Here is a 19253-nt window from a genome sequence, read left to right as displayed (position 1 = left end):
AACACGTTATCTAAGGAAGGTGGTTAAAAGGTGACATATCCTTTGATCGTTGATCATGTTACGAAGCAATACGGGGATAAAACGGCAGTGAATGACATCCAGCTTCGTGTAAAGCAGGGAGAGATATATGGGTTACTTGGGGCTAATGGAGCTGGGAAGACAACGACGATGCGGATGGTATTAGGTCTCATTTATCCGGATCATGGAAGCATAAAGTGGAAGGGTCAAGGCTATCGGGAAGAGCTGAGACAGCTGATGGGCTATTTGCCAGAAGAACGAGGTTTGTATCCGAAGGTCAAAGTTAGCGAGCAGATCATTTATTTAGCGGAGCTGCGTGGTCTTTCCCGTAAACAAGCTGATGCCAGTCTGAAGCTGTGGTTGGAGCGATTTGACGTCCCTGAATATTACAATAAGAAGGTTGAGGAGCTATCTAAGGGAAACCAGCAGAAGATCCAATTCATCGCTGCGGTCATACATAACCCGGAAATACTAATTCTGGATGAAGCCTTTAGTGGACTCGACCCTGTGAATGTGGAGCTGCTGAAAACAACAGTGAAAAGCTTACGCGACGAGGGAAAGACGATTCTCTTTTCCAGTCATCGCATGGATCATGTGGAGGAGCTGTGCGAGCATATTTGCATTCTGCATCGTTCCAATACGCTTGTGCAAGGCAGCTTGAAAGATATCAAAGCAACGTTTCCTAAAGAGAGAATCATACTCGAGACCGAGAATCCGATTGAAGGTTTGGAGAAGCTCCAAGGCGTTACTGGGGTAGAAAAGCATCTGACCGGGTATGAGATACGCATTAATGATGCTGCGGCGTCGCAGCATATTCTCAGACATGCCATGGGGCAGTCAAACGTATATCGGTTTCAGTTGATGGAGCCAACGTTAAATGAAATCTTTATTCAGAAGGTGGGGAGCGCACATGAATAGGATCATGACCGTTATTCAATTCACTTTCATGACCCGTTTTCGATCCAAATCGTTTCGTGTGATGAGTGTGATTCTGATTTTGCTATTATCCATTATGATTCATTTACCTGCACTCATTGAAAAACTTTCCTCCCATGAAGCGACGAAGATTGGTGTCTTTGGAGGCAAACAAATGGAGCTTGCTGGTAAGCTAGCGTCATTTTATAATAATCAACCGAATCCGGATATTGTCATTATTCCACTTCCGGATGCGGGCAGCGCTGCAGCGAATGAAGCTTTAGGTAAGCAGCAGATCGCTGATAAGAAGATCAAGGGCTATTTGGAATTTACAGATGCCGTTGCAGCCGGTTTTCCGAAAATGGTGTATAAATCCGAAGGCACGATGGAATTTTCGTTAAAAGGCAAGCTTCAGACAGCTCTTCAGCTTATTAAAACGGACACGGCCTTACAAGGAGCAGGTCTCGCGGCTGAACAAAAGGCTAATATTCAAGCGCCAGTTTCCTTAGAGACTGTGCAAATCTCAACTAATGACAAGGCTGCGTCTGGCAAAACGGAATCGCAAATGGTGATGTCCTACGCGCTTGTATACGTGATGCTGTTCATGCTTTACATGGGTGTTATCGGTTTTGGGAACATGGTCGCGATGGAAATCACAGCAGAGAAGAGCTCGCGAGTGATGGAGCTTCTTATCACCAGTGTGTCACCACTTAAGCAGATGTTTGGCAAGATCATCGGGATTTGTCTACTCGCTTTATCGCAAATAGCGCTGACGATTGTAGTGGGTGGAATCAATTTAAGCTTATCTGGCAGCAGCAAACTAATTTCGGAGCTGCACCTTAACTGGTCCGATTTACAAATCTCACTTATCGTATATTTCTTAATCTTCTACCTGTTAGGGTTCTTCATCTATGCAACGGTTTTTGCGGCTGTAGGTTCACTTGTGAGCCGTACAGAGGAGGTTGGGCAGGCGATCATGCCGGTAACCTTGCTCATCGTGGCAGCCTTCATGATTGCCATGTTTGGACTGAATAACCCGAATGCCGGATTCGTTGTTACGATGTCATTCATACCGTTCTTCTCGCCACTTATTATGTTCCTGCGCATAGGTATGAGTAGTCCGCCTATTTGGCAAATATGGCTCTCCATCGTCATTCAATTGGCATCAATTGGTGCTATGGCTTGGCTTGCTGCTAAGATCTATCGCACAGGCGTGTTGATGTACGGCAAACGTCCTTCCTGGCGGGAGCTTCGGAAGGCGATGCGGGCTTATAAGGTGTAGAGAGGTATCGTCTGAAGTTTCCCAGTATGAAACGAGATCAACCAGATTGATCTAGTTGATCTCATCATACGACGCAATAGGAAGACTTATCTCAATCGTTGTCCCTTTGTTTTCCCTACTAAACACGGCGACTTCTCCGTGATGATTTTCTATTATCCTTTTACTGACCATGAATCCTAGTCCCGTTCCCGTTTCTTTTGTTGTGTAGAAGGGTTCTCCTAACTTAGAAAGAATGTGTTCGGGAATCCCGCAACCTTGATCGATAAAGCGAAGCCATATTTGATTTGGATTTTCATTGTTACTTTTTACTTGAATAACGATATTACCGCCTTTCGGCATAGCTTCAATCGCGTTTTTAATAAAGTTAATACATACTTGTTTCAGTTGATTCTCATCACACAGAATAGGGGGGATATCCGGATCAAACTCCGTGATGATTTGAATATTGTTGATAATAGCTTGCGTATCTAATAGGGTGGTCACTTGTGCTAGGAGCTTCCGAATGTCTTTACGCTCCGTTTGAATGATTTGAGGCTTTGCAAGAATTAATAGTTCACTTAGAATCATTTCAATTCGTTCGATTTCGGAGGCCATAATGTCCAAATATATTTTCTTCTCGACGATGCCAGATTTCATGAGTTGAACGAATCCTTTGATTGCAGTGATCGGATTGCGAATTTCATGAGCAATTCCTGCCGCTAATTGACCCGCAATGGATAATTTTTCCGACCTAATCAATAACTCTTCCGCTTGCTTTTTGTCAGTGATATCCCTTAGGATCACAGCCCAACCATTAATATGTCCATTCTCACCCCGCATAGCGAAGCTCGAAATCATTACCGTAAGAATAACGCCATCTTTTCTTTTTCTAATGGTTTCATGTCCTTCGAAGGCCTCAATCGATTTAGTTCTAGCCAGATTATGAATGGCTTCTGGTTTGAGTTCAATTGGAATGTTGGGTAAATCAAGGAGATGGAGTCCAACAATTTCTGACTCCGTCCATCCATACGTTTTTTCAAAGGCATGATTGATTCTTGCTACTTTTTCTTCTAGATTAAGGATAAGAATCGGATCTACATTTCGATCAATAAAGGATTCAAGCTGGTCTTTCGCTGCGTTCAGTTCTTGCTCCGCACGTTTTCTTTCACTAATATCTCTTCCTACAGCTAATACTTTAACAATTTCCCTGTCATCATTACGTATGATTTTTGCCGTTGTTTCAAACCAGACATAGTGTCCTTGTTTATGACGAACTCGGCTAGTAAAAGTATCCACATCTGTTTTCTGCAGAATACCTTTATTGATAAAAGAAACAATATCATCAGGGTGCCAGAAGTCGATTGCAACTTTGCCCACATATTCATCAGGTGCATATCCAAGTAAAGACTTAATGGCAGGGGAAACATAACGAATTTCGCCATCAGGTGTTGCAAACGAAATAATATCCTGCGCATTCTCTGAAATGAGTTGGTATAAATTTTGAGTTTCTTCTAACCTTTTCCACAATTCTTTTCGGTATGTGATATCACTAGCAAGTCCGTAGACACCAATGACTTGCCGATTGACAAAGATCGGGACATTGGTCACATCGAAGGTCGTATGTCTCCCTGTCTTATTCCTACCTGACGCCTCGTATCGTTGTGCAAAACCTTTTGTCGCTTGAATGAAATGATGCTCTACCTGTTCATAATCTGTTGGATCTACGACCGAACGAAAGTTTATCGGATTCTCTATCATTTCCTGTTTCGAATAACCCATCAGTTCTTCAAAAGATTGATTAATAGAGGTGTAGTTACCCTCCAAATCCATTGAATAAATTAGATCCGGATGATAGTCGAAAAGGGATTTATAACGCTGCTCGTTGTCCTGCAAGTTACGCTCTTTCTTGATTCGTTCAGTGATATCTCTGGAAACGATGATAATTTCTTTCGTCCCACCTGTTTCTGGATCAAGAAGGGAGCTGCTAGTTGACTCGGTCCATATATACTGCCCATCCTTTTTTCGTAATCGAACAATCTTGTTAGATTGCTTGTCAGTTTGAAGGATAGCCATATGATCCTGAATTCCCACTTGGACATCTTCAGGATGGAGGAATTCATAACCTGACTTCCCGATCATTTCTTCAGGCGTATACCCAAGAACTTCATAGCAGGAAGGAGATGCGTAGAGATAGGTTCCGTCAGGGTTGTGCATGGTAATGAAATCAAAAGCATGCTCCACAACGGATCGATAGCGTTGCTCTCTTTCTATTAAAAGGCGGTTTTTCTCCTGTATTTCGTTATAAGTCATCTTTTGATCGGTGATATTGATAACCTGAGATATGAAGAATAGGGGTTCTCCAGCCTTATTTTTCACTAAGGAGACCGTTATTTGTACCCATATAATCTCGCCCTGTTGCTTAATTAGGCGTTTTTCCATTTGGTACGACTCTCTCATACCCTCTATTAATTGGTCCCTATATGCAAGATCAAGGTTTAAGTCATCGGGATGTGTCATTTCTTGAACGCTCTTAAGGAGTAATTCTTCCTCAGATAAGCCTACGATCGAGCAGACAGTTGAATTTGCTTTGAGCACGCTCCCATTAATGGCTACGAGAACCATACCAATCGGAGCATATTGAAAAGCCTGAAAAAATAAGGTTTGATTCTCTAGCTGTTGCTCAATGATCATTTCATAACCTCCTGTTATAACTCGATGTATGAAGTCTTCTATGGCGTTGATCTTTTCTCCTTCTCGCTTTTTAAATCAATTCTCCAGTTGCTCTTTTTTCGAATTCGATGGTACACTAAGACGCGAAATTAGATTGAGCGGGGGAGCGACTCATGCCCAGAATAGGAACCTTCTATCAGAACCATTTGAAGCGGAAAATGTTTAATAAAATATTGTTTCTCTATACCATTGCATTGATTATCCTGTTTGTCACCGTGGCTTTCTTAGCCTATCGGTACTATGAACAGCGCGTTATTCAGGAAAAAATGGATAAAAATTTGCAAACGATCGATATTGTTAGCGTTTACATGAATCAGCAGGTAGAGAGAATGCAGTCCAATATTCAAGAGCTGTACACAGATGCGGCCGTCAGCGAAGATTTGAATTATTTTCTGATGTATGACTATTCTGCCTACTTGGAACATCGATTAAATCGCTATTATATGAATGAAAATTACCAAGGCAAAGGGATAGACACTTATCTTAAATCGATCGTAAACGAAGATGCCGGCATCGAGAACCTCATTCTGTACAGCTATGAGAAAAAGTTTTTTTACATCCTAAATCAAAGCTACCAAGACCGCATCACTTCGCCGATAAGCGAATCAGAGGAGACCAAGTGGCTCAAGGAGATGAAAAATCAAAGCTGGAGGAGTTTGGATGAGGGTGCTTTGCTGGAGCGAAGGGTAGAAGGGAAGTCCTTGTTTATGTATGCGAGGATGCTCCAAGATCCGATTACGCTCAAGACGAATGGCCTTATGATTTTTGATTTTAATACGGATCAAATTATTAAATCCATTCACAGCAAGACAGAAGACAGACGAGGGAACTTTGTTATCGCGACGCCAACTGGCGAAGTCATTTACGATTCCGAAAACAAATATTACGGCAAGAAATATCCGTATTGGAACGAATTACAAAGCCAGAAAGAATGGTATGCACTGGATGAGCCATCGAAGGTCAATCTCATCAATATCGGAAACACAGGGCTTGTGATCGCCGGTATTATGCCGCTGTCGACGATTCAGAAGAGTGTGAATACGGTGCGCAACAGTTTAATAGGCGTCACTCTGCTTGGTATCGCGCTCAGTTTTGCTTTTACATTTACGGTGATCCGTCGATTTTCCAAGAAAATCAGGAAGATTATGCTGCATACCAGCCGGCTTCAAGGCGGAGATTTGTCAGCGCGAATTCGTATGGAAGGGGAAGACGAGCTTCAGCAAATATCCGAAAGCTTTAATTATATGTGTGATCGCCTGGAATCCTACATCGAGAAGATGTATGTATCGGAAATTAGGCAGAAGAGTGCCGAATTGTCTGCTTTACAGGCGCAAATTAATCCCCATTTTCTCTACAATACGCTGGAAAGCATTCGGATGAAAGCTTTTGCTTCCGGAAACAGAGATGTGGGACAAATGATTTACTTGCTTGCGGGCATTTTCCGCAATATGATTCGCAACCAGACGAGCATCAAGCTGGTGGAAGAAATCAACATGTGCAGCACCTACCTGGAATTGTTTCGATTCCGATATGAAGATAAACTGATGGTTGATATCCGACTAGACGGTTCGATCGCGGGCTGTAAAGTGCTAAAGTTGCTCATCCAGCCAATTGTAGAGAATTATGTCGTTCACGGATTTCGACCGGATTCGGGCGAGAATCGAATTTCCATTACGGCCGATCTGGTGGAAGGTCGTATTGTTATCATGGTGGCAGACAACGGGAAAGGGATTTCACAGGTAAGATTGGATGAAATTGAAAAAAGGCTGAAGCCAGTCTATGCAGGTGTATCCGAAACTAGCGATTCTCTCGGTTTGTTTAACGTGAATGAACGCATTCGTTTAACGTATGGGAATGATTATGGACTTCGTATCCGAAGTGAAGAAAATAGGGGTACAGAAGTTATTTTGGAGCTCCCGGCGCTGAAGGAGGAGGCAATCGCATGAGAAAAGTTTTTTTCGCGGATGATGAGCCATTAATCGCTAAAGGTATGCCTTCCGTCGTGGATTGGCAGCAATTTGGTTTGGCCGTCACAGGAACGGCGATGGATGGTGCAGAGGCGTTTGCCAAGCTGCAAGAAGAGCCGGTGGACTTGTTGATTACAGATATTATGATGCCAGAGATGAACGGATTGGATTTGATTCGCAAGGTCAAAACGATCCATCCCCGAACGAAGTTCATTGTGATGAGCGGTTACGAAGAATTTCAATACGTGAAGGAAGGCATTACGTTAGGCATTGAAAATTATATTCTGAAACCGATCAATATCGATGAGCTGGAATCGACAATTAAGCACATTATTAGGGACTGGGAGCGAGAAGAGTTCAGTTTGTTCCGTACCGATGAGGATTGGAAAATACTCCGCAACAACATTTTGCAGCGCTGGTCGAGCGGAGAAATTGAAGGTCAGGAATTAAGAGATCGAGCTGCACTCTTGGGAATTCCCATGTTTCATGCTTATTATCAAGTCGCTACTTTGAAAATTGTATATGAAAGCGACCCGTCCTCCCGGCTTCACAAGTTGGACGTGCTGGCCGAACAATGCGAGAGAATGGCGAAGATGAGGCTGCCTAAGGGCAGTGAGATTGTCTCATTTTCCGATGGCGATGAGAACATTGTTGTCATTTTCGCTTTGACCAGCTCAGATCACCAAGACGTATCCTATCTCGTTATTGAAGATATGATCAGCTGGCTTACACAGGCTACAGGCTATCCGGTTTGGGGAGTGTCAGGCGGGGCCCAAGAAGACGGTCAAAGCGTAGCCAAGAGTTATGGTTCCGTGAAACAATGGTTTCACGAACACTTGCTGCAAAGCGCAGATCAGGTGAACCTTCATAAGCTAGCTGAAAGTGTGGAGACTGTGCCAGCTGCCGCCAAGCAAGAAGTCGATATCCATGCCTTTGTTCAGATTTTGGCGGGAGATCAGTTAGAGCGGATCCAGCCTTTCATTGAGACAGCTCTCTCCGCAGAGCTAGAGGACACTCCAACTCAGCCGAGTAGGCACCCTTACTTTAATTCGGCGATCCAGTTAATGCTGGCCGCCAAAGATCGGGAGAAAAGCCAGGATTACGCAGAAATTTTTGCACCACTAGCTCATATTCATACGCTCGCCGGATTGAAAAAGCATGTCATCAGGATCATTGAAGGGACGATAGAGCGCACTGCCAATGCTTCTCTTCAAACATATAGTCCTCATGTCGGGGCGCTGCTGGACCATGTGCATGCACATTATCGTGAGGAGCTATCGTTAAAGACATGGGGGCATAAAGTTGAGCTGCATCCGAATTATCTGGGACAATTGTTTCAAACAGAGGTCGGAACCAGCTTCTCCGATTATTTGAATCAGTTCCGAATTGAGAAAGCAACTCATCTGCTGCTTTACACTGATCGTAAAACAGCGGATATCGCCCAAGACGTGGGCTATTGGGACACATCCTACTTCTATCGGCAATTTAAGAAATATGCCGGCGTATCTCCCACCGAACTAAGATCGATGTACGCCAAAAAGTAAAAACAAGCGACAAGTTAACGAACACATCCGATCTATTGATCGCATGTGTTTTGTTTTTTTCGTAGATAAGATCTACCTTGACAAACGCGCTCGTCCCAGAAGGATGACGGAGTCGTTTATCCTTGTAAAACTTATCTTTAATTTATCCATCTATATGTAGTATTTCTCTACTTTCTAGGCTTCATCATCTACTGGCATAATAAGGTAGACGTTAGAGAGAGGGGGAGAAGCCATGCCGCGTGGAGTCAAGAACATCTTGAAGAACCAAGCTTTTCTCTTCATGGTACTACCGGGAGCGCTGTACTTTATCGTATTCGCCTATTTACCTATGTTCGGTTCCGTTTTGGCTTTCAAGGATTTTCATATTAGCTCCAATGGTTTTTTTGCAAGCGTTTTTAACAGCAAGTGGGTCGGGTTGAAAAACTTCGAATTTCTGTTCTCCACCGACGATGCGTATCTCATTACTAGAAATACGGTTCTTTACAATCTGGCTTTAATCTTCATTGGACTTGTTGCTGCGGTTACATTCGCCATTATTTTGAATGAGTTATTAAGCAAAAAGTTGGCGAAGTTGTATCAGACAGCGATGTTTATGCCTTACTTTTTGTCATGGGTCATTATCAGTTACTTTACTTTCACATTTCTTAGTGTGGATAAAGGGGTCATGAACAGGCTTATCCTCTTCTTCGGAGGCGAAAAAGTCAGTTGGTATGCAGATACCACCTACTGGCCTTACATTCTGATTATTATGGGCATCTGGAAATCCGTTGGCTATGGCAGCGTTGTTTATCTCGCAGCGATTGCGGGCATTGACCGTTCCTACTATGAAGCCGCCATGATCGATGGCGCGACCAAGCTGCAGCAAATTCGGTTTATCACACTTCCACTGCTGAAGCCGCTAATGATTATTTTGACGATACTTTCCTTGGGCGGCATTTTCCGGTCTGATTTCGGGCTATTCTTTCAAATTCCGAAAGATTCTGGCGCATTATACGCAGTTACGAATGTTATCGATACCTTCGTCTATAACAGTTTAATTAACACAGGGGACATCGGCATGAGTACGGCGGCTGGCTTGTACCAGTCTGTGGTAGGACTTATTTTAGTGCTACTGGCTAACTATACCGTTCGGAAAATGGAGAAAGACTATGCGGTCTTTTAGCAGCGGGGGAGGTGAAGAGAATGTCGCAACTTAATAAAGCTAAGGATTTGAACAGGATCAGTTATTTCTGGAATACGATTTTTAGCCTTCTGATCGGTCTGTTTGCCGTATCCTGTGTATTTCCATTTTTATTCGTTATTCTCATCTCGTTTACGGATGAACACACGCTTGCTGTCGAAGGGTTCCAAGTGATACCCAGCAAGTGGAGCGGTGAAGCGTACAAGTTCGTTTTCGAGTCAGGACACCAGTTGTTCCGATCCTTTGGAGTTACCATAACGGTGACGCTCATCGGGACGCTGCTTACATTGTTTTGCGTTTCTACTTACGCTTATGCGATTTCAAGAAAGAATTTTACATATCGCAGATTTTTCAGCTTTCTGGCCTTTTTCACGATGCTTTTCTCCGGCGGATTAGTGCCATCCTACATCATCATGACGCAATTTCTTCATTTGCAAAATACGATCTGGAGCCTTATCCTGCCATCCATCGTCAATGCGTTCTACATTATCGTCATGCGCACGTTTTTTATAACCACGGTTCCAGATGCGCTCATTGAATCAGCTAAAATCGATGGCGCAACGGAATTCGGTATTTATCTGAAAATCGTGCTGCCGATCTCGCTTCCAGGCATCGCAACGATAGGTTTATTCAGCACCTTAGGCTTCTGGAATGACTGGTTTAACGCGCTGCTGTATATTGACGACCCGAATTTGGTCCCTCTTCAGTCCATGCTGATGCGTATTGAGGGCAATATGGATTTCATGGTTCAGAACAGTAAGAATCTCATTTCCTATGAAGTGATCAGCACACTGCCTACTGAAACGGTTCGGATGGCGATGGTCGTTCTGGCCACGCTGCCAATTGCACTGGCATATCCGTTCTTCCAAAAGTATTTCGTAGCGGGCTTAACGATTGGTTCAGTGAAAGAGTAACCGGGATTGTCCCCGCATTAGCGGTGTCAATAGATATGATCGATCATAAGGGGGAAAAGAATCAATATGGTGAAAAACAAACTATTTCCATTGACGATGGCTACGATGCTGCTCAGTACTGTGGCACTAACCGCATGTGGAACAGATAACAGCAAAACGAGCACACCAGCACCGACAACGGCTGGAACGGCCACGAAAGCGCCAAGCAAAGACAAGGATAAACTGGACCCTGTTAAGCTGAAAATGTATTTGATCGGCGGACCGCAAGGGGACATGAAAACCGTTCAAGAAGAAATGAACAAGTATGTGAAGGAAAAAATCAACGCCGAGCTGGACATCACACAAATCGACTGGGGCGACTATACGAAAAGGATGCAGGTCATAACAGCGTCTGGCGAGAGTTTCGATATCGCTTTCACTAGTTCTTGGGCATTCGATTATCGCCAGAATGTGGCAAAGGGTGTGTTCTTGCCGCTGAATGATTTGCTGGATAAATACGGTCAAGGCATTAAAGATACGCTGGACCCGCGTTTTCTAGCTGGGACCCAAGTTAGCGGCAAGAATTATGCTATTCCTGTAAACAAAGAGCTGGCACAACAATTCGTTTGGCGCTTTAACAAGAAATATGTAGACAAGTACAATCTGGATATCACTAAAGTACGCACACTGGAAGACCTTGAGCCGCTGCTTAAGAAGGTGAAAGAGGGCGAGTCGAAAGATATTATTCCACTTGCCGTGCCGAAAGGATTCAAAGCATACCTGCCTTTCGACTATCTGTTTGACGACAATATTCCAATCGGAATGCCAATCGATACGAAGGATTTCAAATTCGTTAACATGCTCGATACAGCTGACATGAAAAATTCGTTGAAGACGATGCGCAAATATTATCAAGCTGGATATCTCCGTGAAGATGTAGCGACGCTGGAAGGCATCGACAACATGAAGACCGGCAAATGGCTGGTGGATAAGGAAATTACGCAGCCTTATGCGGACAAAGGCTGGTCCCGCAGCGCCGGCTACGAGATCGTATCAGCGCCTATGCAGGATCCTATTATCTACACAGCTTCCGCTGCTGGATCCATGCACGCAATTTCTGCTAACTCCAAAAATCCGGAGCGTGCGATGATGTTCCTTAATTTGCTCAACTCGGATAAAAAGCTGCGCAACATGATTCAGTACGGTATTGAAGGCGTGCATTATAAGAAGGTTTCTGACAATGTGATCGAAGATCTTCCTGCTATGAAAGAAAGATATGCGATGCCTGGATTCGCGCTTGGCAATATGTTCTTAACGTATCTGCATGCTGATGAACCAGCGGATAAGTGGGACGCATTCGGTAAGTTTAACAAATCTGCCACCGTTGCTCCTACATTCGGCTTTAACTTCGATCCAACTCCGGTAAAAACGGAAGTAGCGAACATCACGAATGTGGCCAAAGAATTTATGCCAGCGATCTATACGGGATCTGTTGATCCTGATGCTTATGTAGTTAAAGCTATGGAGAAGTTTAAATCGGCTGGTATGGATAAAGTTATCCAAGAAGCTCAGAAGCAGTATGATGAATGGAAGAAAGCGAATAAATAAGGCTTGAGAAAATCAGCACCATGCAGATACAACCCCAATCCTCGTATTGGTTTCCGGAACAATTGCTCCAGTGGAGTCCGGAAAGCGATCAGGATGCGGAGTTTAACCGGAGCATGTGAATCTTATCATTGTGAAGGCGACGCAAGGCGGCGATACGGCGGCTCGTATTTACGAATTCGAGGTAAATGGGCTGGAATAGGCACGTAGGGACAGGTTCAGGTCCTTCACCGGGAGCGGTGGAGGACCTGTTTTGTTTTTATACAGCATGATTACATTTTCCCGAGCTTCAAGGAGTGGGAAGGCGGATGCCCGACGATTTTCTTGTACATGTAGTTGAAATAGGTCTGATCGCAGTAGCCGAGCGAATCCGATATTTCCCCGATCGTCATATTCGTCGTCAGAAGCAGCTCCCTTGCGGTGGCGACGCGTATCTCATGCATATATTCTACCGGCGTTCGTCCGATTACTTCCTTGAACACATTCGAAACATAATTCGGACTTCGGTCGACATGCTGGGCGAGATCTTGTAGCCGCAGAGGTTCCCGATAATGCTGAACGATATATTGCTGAATCCGCAGCGCGAGACTTCGACGCGAGGAGGAGAACGCTTCGTTCGTTAATTCACGCTGTACAAGTCCAAGTATCTCCGTCAATATGCCTTCGGATATCATCTCATAGAATGGCATCTTGCCGATCCACGATTCATTGAGAACGGAGAAGCGTTGCTTGATGTAGTCAAAACCGGTCGGACGGTATTGCAAGTAGGGCTCGCTGCTGAATCCAGTAAGCTTATTGAGAGGTAAATCACTAAAGTGAGCAGAGTACATATGGTGGGGCTCACTCTCATCGGCTTCTGCAGCCCGCCAAGTGCCTTGGGTTAGGAACAGTCCTTCCCCCTTCGAAATGCATAATGTCCGATCACCAACTGCGTAGCGTACTTTTCCTTTCACGACGAGCAGCAGAATATGATGCCGAGTAGGGCCCAGGTCCACATGCCAATTCGATCCGGCCGGTGGTTGGTCGAATATAATATGTTCGATCTTCATCAGAAACGTCTCCCCTCAGTCCTTCGAAAATCGTAGAATCCTTAAAAAAATTGTATGATTACCAATCGTAACCTCTATCAAAAGAAATTACAATAAGGACAGACGAAGGAAAGGGGTTTGATGTATGAACAAGGAAATGAAATGCATTGATGTCGATGTCCATAACGACCTGAAAAGTCCGCAAGAATTGCTGCCGTATTTGTCAGAGCCGTGGAGATCTAGAGTAGCGAGCTCGGGGCTCGGCTTTCCTGGGCACGGATATTGGTCTCCGGTCGGGGTCGTCCGCAAGGATTGCATTCCGCCTTCTGGAGGACCGTCTGCTTCCGATCCGGATTATCTCGTTAAGGATCTTGTCGAGCAGTTCAACATGGATAAAGTGATACTAACGGGCAACTTGACGAACTCCTCGACGATCCATGATCCGGATTACGCAGCAGCGCTCGTCTCGGCCTACAACGATCATATTGTCGCCGACTGGCTGCCGAAGCACGAATCATTCCGGGGTTCGATCACCGTCGCTCCGCAGGATCCGTCCCTCGCTGTGAGGGAGATCGATCGGCTGGCTGATCATCCGGCAATGGTACAAGTTCTCATGGGCAGCGCGCAGCGTGCAGGGCTCGGACAGCGCCAGTTCCATCCGATTTACGAAGCAGCCGAGCGGCATGGTCTGCCCATTGCCATTCATCCGGGGGGCGAAGGCGCAGCAGGGATGCCTGCCCCGACGCCAGCGGGTTATCCAACCCGTTACCTGGAGTGGCATACCTGCCTTTCGCAAAATTATATGGCACATCTGACCAGTCTCGTCTGCGAAGGCGTATTCGAGAAATTTCCGAAGCTGAAGTTCGTGATGCTGGAGGGCGGCATCGCGTGGCTTCCACATCTCATGTGGCGGCTGGATAAAAACTACAAGGCATTGCGTTCCTCGGTGCCATGGCTGAAGCGGCTGCCGAGCGAGTATATCCGGGAACATTGCATGTTCTCCACGCAGCCGATCGAGGAACCAGATGACCCTAAGCAGCTGATCTCGATCTTCGATATGATCGATGCCGAGAATATATTGATGTTCTCCAGCGACTATCCACATTGGGACAACGATATGCCGACGGAGATTTTGAAGCGGCTTAGCTCCGAAGCGCGGCAAAAAATATTTTACGATAACGCCAAAGCGTTGTATCGCATATAGGAGGGGGGATGAACAATGGCAATCCATTATGTAGCTGAAGCGGATGATATTCGGGAAGGCAAGAGCAAGATCGTGGATGTCGAGGGCCGGTCTATCGGAATCTACTGCGTAGGAGGCGAATATTACGCGCTGCATAACAGGTGTCCGCATGAAGGCGCTCCGTTGTGCAAAGGTCCGGTTTGCGGAACAACGCTGCCGTCCAAGGTATACGAATACGAATTCGGCCGCAATGGCGAGCTGGTGCGTTGTCCTTGGCATGGCTGGGAATTCGAGATCAAGACTGGGAAATCGATCTTCGACGAGAAAGTTCGAACGAGAAGCTATAAGGTTCAGGTCGATAACGGCAAAATCGGGATCATCATTTAGACATTAATGCCGAATTGACTAGTTTCCTGTATGATGAGGAAACAGCATGTTTATCGGAAAGGGCATTCCTTGCTGTCATTATGCGAGGAATGTCGTTTCGCTTTTGGTTGCTATCGCCGATACAGAGAGGGGAAGGTCGACTATGCCGTTTTTTTTCAAAGCGAAATCGTTTCGGATGACTCTCTTCTGGCAGTTTTTCACGAAATATTTCTTACTTATCGTGGTACCGGCTATTGTCGCTACCATATTCATCAATGTGTTCGTCGTTCGTTTAATCGAGAACGAAGCTGAAAAATCCAGTTTAGGCATTATGCGCAATTACGCGAGACAGATGGATGCTCATCTCCAATCCTTGCAAGCTAGCATGATTCAATTGCTCGGCTCGCCCAACATGAAAAGCTTGTTGAAGGATATCGGCAAGCAGCCGCCGACCCCCGAACAGATCGAGCTCTTCTATGCGACGATGGAAGAGATGAATACGATCCGGACGGAACCGATCGTATCCGGGGCCTTTCTTTACTTTGCCAATGCCGATCTTGTGATCGATCATCATATTCATACAAGCAAGTCATATTATTTCAGGAATCAGTTTTCACTGGAGCCGCCGGACGCCGAGCGTCTATGGTCGCAATTCACAGGCAAAAAAATGATGCACTTCACCGATCCGTACTACGCTTACATGACGGATTACGGGGCTAGAGCTTCTTTCACGTCCGTCGTCATGGGATTTCCATTCAATTCGGATATGCCGGGCGTATTCCTCTCTGTTCAGATTGAGAAGGAGAAGCTGCAGCGCTTGATTCAGACGCAGGAGAGCTGGATTTCCCGCATGGCGATCCTGGATGCGGACCGCAGTGTGGTCAGCCAGTCGGATGAAGAGAAGCTGGATAAAGAACAATGGCTGAAGGTGCTTCATTCGGGGTCTGAAGGAGCCTTGGCCAAATATGATCGCAGACAGGCAGCATCTTTCGTCCGGTCAGAATTCGATTCATCATGGTACTATGTCAGCTGGGTCGATCTGCAGAAGCTGATGCAGCCTGCGCGCATGCTTAGAATGTTAAGCATCGCGTTTCTATGTTTTTTTCTGCTGCTTGGCGTTTTCGTGTCCTATTATTTGAGCCGCCGCTTATACAATCCGATCTCGGAGATCCGGAACAGGCTGCAGTCGCATCCTCCGCATCGTCTATCGGAGCATGCGGTGCCGCAGGATAACGATTTCGATATTATCCAACGATTTACTAAGTTGCTGATGAACGAGCATAAAGAGCTGTCTCAATTGGTAAAGGGAATTCTTCCTGTCGTCCAAGAGGATTTTGTCTCACGAATATTGCTCGGGGAATATCGGGATGACTTGTCAATCGCATATTATTCCAAAGAAATCGCGTTTACCTGTGAGCTTGAGGGAGCGCGCGCCGTGCTTGTGGTCGAGTATCAATATTACGACTCCGTACTTGAGCAGCTGTCGGAAACGTCCAAGTCGTTTCTGCTCGCGGAGGTGAAGGAGATGATCGGCAAGCAGGCGCAGGGCACGATCTGGCTTTGCCAGACTCGGGCGGACATACTGGCCTGTGTCGTTCACTGGGATCACGACCAGCAAGGGGAGTTGGCGGAGGTCGCCGCACAAATCAAATCGGTGCTGGAGCCGTACGCCATCTATTTTAAAGCGACGATCGGATTAGGCAAGATCGTCCAAACGATGGGCGAACTCAATATATCCTATCAATATGGATTAGCGCTGCTGAAACAAAAAAGCTTGAATGCCCAAGTGGAAGTATTCAGTGATGAGGACAGCTGGGACGACCGGGAGCCGCTGGACAGTTTTCTCTCCGCGGAGGAAGTCAATCGGATCGGAAATGTCTATCGAGCGGGCGATTACCCTCGTTTGCTTCAGTCTGCGAGAGAGTTTCTCGAAACAGGCAAGCGGAAGCAAGCGAACGCCACCCAGATGAAAAGCTTGTTCTCCGATGTGCTCAATACATGGATTCGCGCCGTTGAGACCGACAGAAACGACTTGGAGATCTCGATGTATTCCGGATTGTTTGATTCCTTGAACCGAAGCCAGACTTGGGACGAGATGGAGCAGTGTCTCGAACGCATCCACGCCATGCTGTTCCTTTCGCTGCCGTTGATGAGCCGCAGCGACCAGTTCGAAGATGTCGTGAGGTATATCCGCGAACATTATGACGAGGATCTGTCGATCGAGCGATTTACGGAACAGATGAATATGTCGGTCAGTCATTTCAGCCGCACGTTCAAAGAGGTGGTCGGCGAGAAATATGTGGAATTCATTACGAGTGTCCGCCTGTCGGCAGCCAAACAGCTGCTTCGCGAGACAGACATGAAGATCGAAGAAATTGCGGAGCGGGTAGGTTATTTGGGAAGCAATGCGTTTATTCGTAGCTTTCGTAAGTACGAAGGGATTACGCCCGGGAAATACCGCAGCATCAAGTAAATGGGCTTTTTTTGCGCGGTGTGCCTTTTTTGTTTAAAGCATGTGAGAGAGAGGATGCCACAGCATCATGTAGAACCGAGAAGTCGGCCAATTGGCCGGCTTCTTTTGCTATTCTCGCATTCTTCGCAAAATGAGCCAATCGCGAAAAAATGCACGATTTACATGGGAGGGGGCATATCCCTATGCTATGACTAAGCGTTCCCGGCTTGCCTCAGGATAGCCAAATCGCTGAGGCGATACAGAAACGACTATACAGATGAACGATTTGGGAGTGTGATTCATGAATGGTTGCAAGCAATTGGAAAGCGGGCTGGAGGGTCGCTCGGAAGAACAAGATCCTATACTTGTTGATGCTGCCGGGCATTCTGTACTATATCATTTTTAAATATGTTCCGATGTACGGGATCCTTATCGCGTTTCAGGATTATTCAATGGGACTTGGCATCTGGGGCAGCAAGTTTGTCGGATTCAAGCATTTCACCGAGTTTTTCGTGAATACGCCAGATTCATGGAAGCTCATACGCAATACGCTGATGCTGAACTTGTACGATTTATTATTCCATTTTCCGACACCGATCGTGTTAGCGCTTCTATTTCACGAACTGAGGAACAAGTATTTTAAACGGATGGTCCAGACGATCAGCTATATGCCGCATTTCTTGTCCACCGTGGTGATCGCGGGCATTCTCGTCATCTTTCTGTCGCCCACGACTGGGATAGCTAATGTCATCATGAAGTGGTTCGGTGCTGAACCCGTCATGTTCCTCGGGCTCCCGGAATGGTTTCGAACGATCTTCATCGGATCCGAAATTTGGCAAAAAGCGGGCTGGGGCACAATCCTTTATCTAGCGGCAATTGCGGGTATCGACCCGTCCTTGTACGAAGCGGCCGAGATGGACGGTGCGAACCGCTTCCGAAAGATGTGGCATATTACGCTTGTCGGCATGGTCCCGGTCATGATTATTTTGTTCGTGCTTAATTTGGGCCACATTATGGAGATCGGCTACCAGAAGATCATTCTGCTGTATAACCCTCTGAACTATGAAACCTCGGACGTGATTAATACTTACGTGTACCGGAGAGGGATTCTCGATGCAGACTTCAGCTTTGCATCTGCCGTCGGCCTGTTCCAATCGGTTATCGGCCTCGTGCTGGTCGTGTTCGCAAACCGGATCGCCCGCAAACATTCCGAGACCAGTTTATGGTAGAAGGAGGTACACATGCATACCAAGCAAAGTTTTCCATCGAAGTTGTTCGACTTCTTCAACGTACTTATCATGCTGTTATTGATTATCGCTATGCTGTATCCGATGGTTTTTGTGTTCTCTGCTTCGATTAGCAACAACGCCATGGTAGCCGCAGGAAAGATCGTTCTGTGGCCCAAAGGGATCACTCTGATAGCTTATGAACGGCTGATTTCGGATAAACAACTATGGCTCAGCTACTGGAACACGATCCGCTACACGCTCTTCCATACGCTGCTGACCGTGTTTGCGACGGCTGCGATGGCATATCCACTGGCCAAGAGATGGCTGCCCGGCAGACGGGCGATCCTGATGCTCGCTGCCTTTACGATGCTGTTCAGCGGTGGACTTATTCCGACCTTCATGGTCGTGAAGCAGTTGAATTTGCTAAACACGATCTGGGCAATTCTCCTTCCTTCGCTGATCAGCACCTGGCACCTCTTTATTATGCGGACCTTTTTTGAAGCGCTTCCGCAGGAGATTGAAGATGCCGCAACGATAGACGGCTGCGGGCCGGTGCAAGTACTGCTGCACACTGTAATTCCGCTCTCCATGCCGGTTATCATGACGATTAGCCTGTTTACAGCCGTGGGTCAGTGGAATGCCTTTTTCGATGCGCTTCTTTATTTGAACGATAAGCACATGTATCCTCTGCAGATCATGCTGCGCAGTTATCTGATCGAAGGTTTGAATCCGCCGCAGGGCGAAGGCGATCTCAATTCGATGGAAACGGTGAAGTATGCGCTGATTATGATTGCAACGTTGCCTATTCTGTGCGTGTACCCGTTTGTTCAGAAACATTTCGTTCAAGGCAGCATGATTGGTGGAGTGAAAGGATAGAGTCGG

General features: G+C 46.1%; 14 protein-coding genes. 12 read left to right on the top strand and 2 right to left on the bottom strand.

Features of this window, described 5'->3' with window-relative positions; translation table 11 throughout:
* The first annotated feature begins 30 nt into the window (after positions 1-30).
* The gene (locus GC102_RS15280) at positions 31-936 is read left to right on the top strand and encodes an ABC transporter ATP-binding protein (RefSeq protein ID WP_171690313.1); all 906 of its coding nucleotides are present in this window, start codon (positions 31-33) and stop codon (positions 934-936) included.
* Positions 929-2215: an ABC transporter permease gene (locus tag GC102_RS15275; protein ID WP_171690312.1), complete on the top strand. Its 1287-nt coding sequence runs from the start codon at positions 929-931 to the stop codon at positions 2213-2215. Before GC102_RS15280 ends, GC102_RS15275 begins: the two co-directional genes overlap by 8 nt.
* Before the next feature lie 51 nt (positions 2216-2266).
* Here the strand turns inward: GC102_RS15275 and GC102_RS15270 are convergent, their stop codons facing one another.
* Positions 2267-4885 carry a PAS domain S-box protein gene (locus tag GC102_RS15270; RefSeq protein WP_171690311.1) on the bottom strand — a complete coding sequence of 873 codons (2619 nt, stop codon included), beginning with the start codon at positions 4883-4885 and terminating at the stop codon, positions 2267-2269.
* Between the two features lie 152 nt (positions 4886-5037).
* On the opposite strand from GC102_RS15270, the gene GC102_RS15265 reads away from it, so the two are divergent.
* From GC102_RS15265 to GC102_RS15245, 5 genes are all read left to right on the top strand, one after another.
* Positions 5038-6870: a cache domain-containing sensor histidine kinase gene (locus tag GC102_RS15265; protein WP_171690310.1), complete on the top strand. Its 1833-nt coding sequence runs from the start codon at positions 5038-5040 to the stop codon at positions 6868-6870.
* Positions 6867-8435: a response regulator transcription factor gene (locus tag GC102_RS15260; protein ID WP_171690309.1), complete on the top strand. Its 1569-nt coding sequence runs from the start codon at positions 6867-6869 to the stop codon at positions 8433-8435. The genes GC102_RS15265 and GC102_RS15260 overlap by 4 nt, the downstream gene beginning before the upstream one ends.
* Positions 8436-8667: 232 nt before the next feature.
* Complete coding sequence (locus tag GC102_RS15255; protein ID WP_171690308.1) at positions 8668-9597, top strand: ABC transporter permease; 930 nt, start codon at positions 8668-8670, stop codon at positions 9595-9597.
* A gap of 20 nt (positions 9598-9617) precedes the next feature.
* On the top strand, positions 9618-10529 hold the full coding sequence (locus GC102_RS15250) for a carbohydrate ABC transporter permease (protein WP_171690307.1): 912 nt from the start codon (positions 9618-9620) through the stop codon (positions 10527-10529).
* Between the two features lie 66 nt (positions 10530-10595).
* A complete protein-coding gene (locus GC102_RS15245; protein WP_171690306.1) occupies positions 10596-12116 on the top strand; it encodes an ABC transporter substrate-binding protein in 1521 nt (506 codons plus the stop codon).
* A 269-nt stretch (positions 12117-12385) separates the two neighbouring features.
* On the opposite strand, the gene GC102_RS15240 is transcribed toward GC102_RS15245, so the two are convergent.
* On the bottom strand, positions 12386-13162 hold the full coding sequence (locus GC102_RS15240; RefSeq protein WP_171690305.1) for an AraC family transcriptional regulator: 777 nt from the start codon (positions 13160-13162) through the stop codon (positions 12386-12388).
* Between the two features lie 124 nt (positions 13163-13286).
* On the opposite strand from GC102_RS15240, the gene GC102_RS15235 reads away from it, so the two are divergent.
* The 5 genes from GC102_RS15235 to GC102_RS15215 all read left to right on the top strand — a co-directional run bounded on the left by GC102_RS15235 (position 13287) and on the right by GC102_RS15215 (position 19247).
* Positions 13287-14345: an amidohydrolase family protein gene (locus GC102_RS15235; RefSeq protein WP_171690304.1), complete on the top strand. Its 1059-nt coding sequence runs from the start codon at positions 13287-13289 to the stop codon at positions 14343-14345.
* Between the two features lie 15 nt (positions 14346-14360).
* Positions 14361-14711: a Rieske (2Fe-2S) protein gene (locus GC102_RS15230; protein ID WP_171690303.1), complete on the top strand. Its 351-nt coding sequence runs from the start codon at positions 14361-14363 to the stop codon at positions 14709-14711.
* Positions 14712-14757: 46 nt separating this feature from the next.
* Positions 14758-17163, top strand: a complete 2406-nt coding sequence (locus GC102_RS15225; protein WP_171690302.1) for a helix-turn-helix domain-containing protein — start codon at positions 14758-14760, stop codon at positions 17161-17163.
* A 284-nt stretch (positions 17164-17447) separates the two neighbouring features.
* Positions 17448-18371 carry an ABC transporter permease gene (locus tag GC102_RS15220; RefSeq protein WP_171690301.1) on the top strand — a complete coding sequence of 308 codons (924 nt, stop codon included), beginning with the start codon at positions 17448-17450 and terminating at the stop codon, positions 18369-18371.
* Positions 18372-18383: 12 nt separating this feature from the next.
* Positions 18384-19247 (top strand): carbohydrate ABC transporter permease, encoded by an 864-nt coding sequence (locus tag GC102_RS15215; RefSeq protein WP_171690300.1) that lies wholly within the window; start codon positions 18384-18386, stop codon positions 19245-19247.
* Positions 19248-19253: the final 6 nt, after the last annotated feature.

The organism is Paenibacillus germinis (assembly GCF_013141785.1).
GTDB lineage: Bacteria > Bacillota > Bacilli > Paenibacillales > NBRC-103111 > Paenibacillus_E > Paenibacillus_E phytorum.
This window is presented reverse-complemented; position numbering and strand designations above follow the sequence as displayed.

Bases quoted from the DNA above. Each gene is read 5' to 3' on its own strand.
- GC102_RS15275 (WP_171690312.1), top strand. From the start codon at position 929: ATGAATAGGATCATGACCGTTATTCAATTCACTTTCATGACCCGTTTT.
- GC102_RS15270 (WP_171690311.1), bottom strand. From the start codon at position 4,885: ATGATCATTGAGCAACAGCTAGAGAATCAAACCTTATTTTTTCAGGCT.
- GC102_RS15265 (WP_171690310.1), top strand. From the start codon at position 5,038: ATGCCCAGAATAGGAACCTTCTATCAGAACCATTTGAAGCGGAAAATG.
- GC102_RS15260 (WP_171690309.1), top strand. From the start codon at position 6,867: ATGAGAAAAGTTTTTTTCGCGGATGATGAGCCATTAATCGCTAAAGGT.
- GC102_RS15255 (WP_171690308.1), top strand. From the start codon at position 8,668: ATGCCGCGTGGAGTCAAGAACATCTTGAAGAACCAAGCTTTTCTCTTC.
- GC102_RS15250 (WP_171690307.1), top strand. From the start codon at position 9,618: ATGTCGCAACTTAATAAAGCTAAGGATTTGAACAGGATCAGTTATTTC.
- GC102_RS15245 (WP_171690306.1), top strand. From the start codon at position 10,596: ATGGTGAAAAACAAACTATTTCCATTGACGATGGCTACGATGCTGCTC.
- GC102_RS15240 (WP_171690305.1), bottom strand. From the start codon at position 13,162: ATGAAGATCGAACATATTATATTCGACCAACCACCGGCCGGATCGAAT.
- GC102_RS15235 (WP_171690304.1), top strand. From the start codon at position 13,287: ATGAACAAGGAAATGAAATGCATTGATGTCGATGTCCATAACGACCTG.
- GC102_RS15230 (WP_171690303.1), top strand. From the start codon at position 14,361: ATGGCAATCCATTATGTAGCTGAAGCGGATGATATTCGGGAAGGCAAG.
- GC102_RS15225 (WP_171690302.1), top strand. From the start codon at position 14,758: ATGTTTATCGGAAAGGGCATTCCTTGCTGTCATTATGCGAGGAATGTC.
- GC102_RS15220 (WP_171690301.1), top strand. From the start codon at position 17,448: ATGGTTGCAAGCAATTGGAAAGCGGGCTGGAGGGTCGCTCGGAAGAAC.
- GC102_RS15215 (WP_171690300.1), top strand. From the start codon at position 18,384: ATGCATACCAAGCAAAGTTTTCCATCGAAGTTGTTCGACTTCTTCAAC.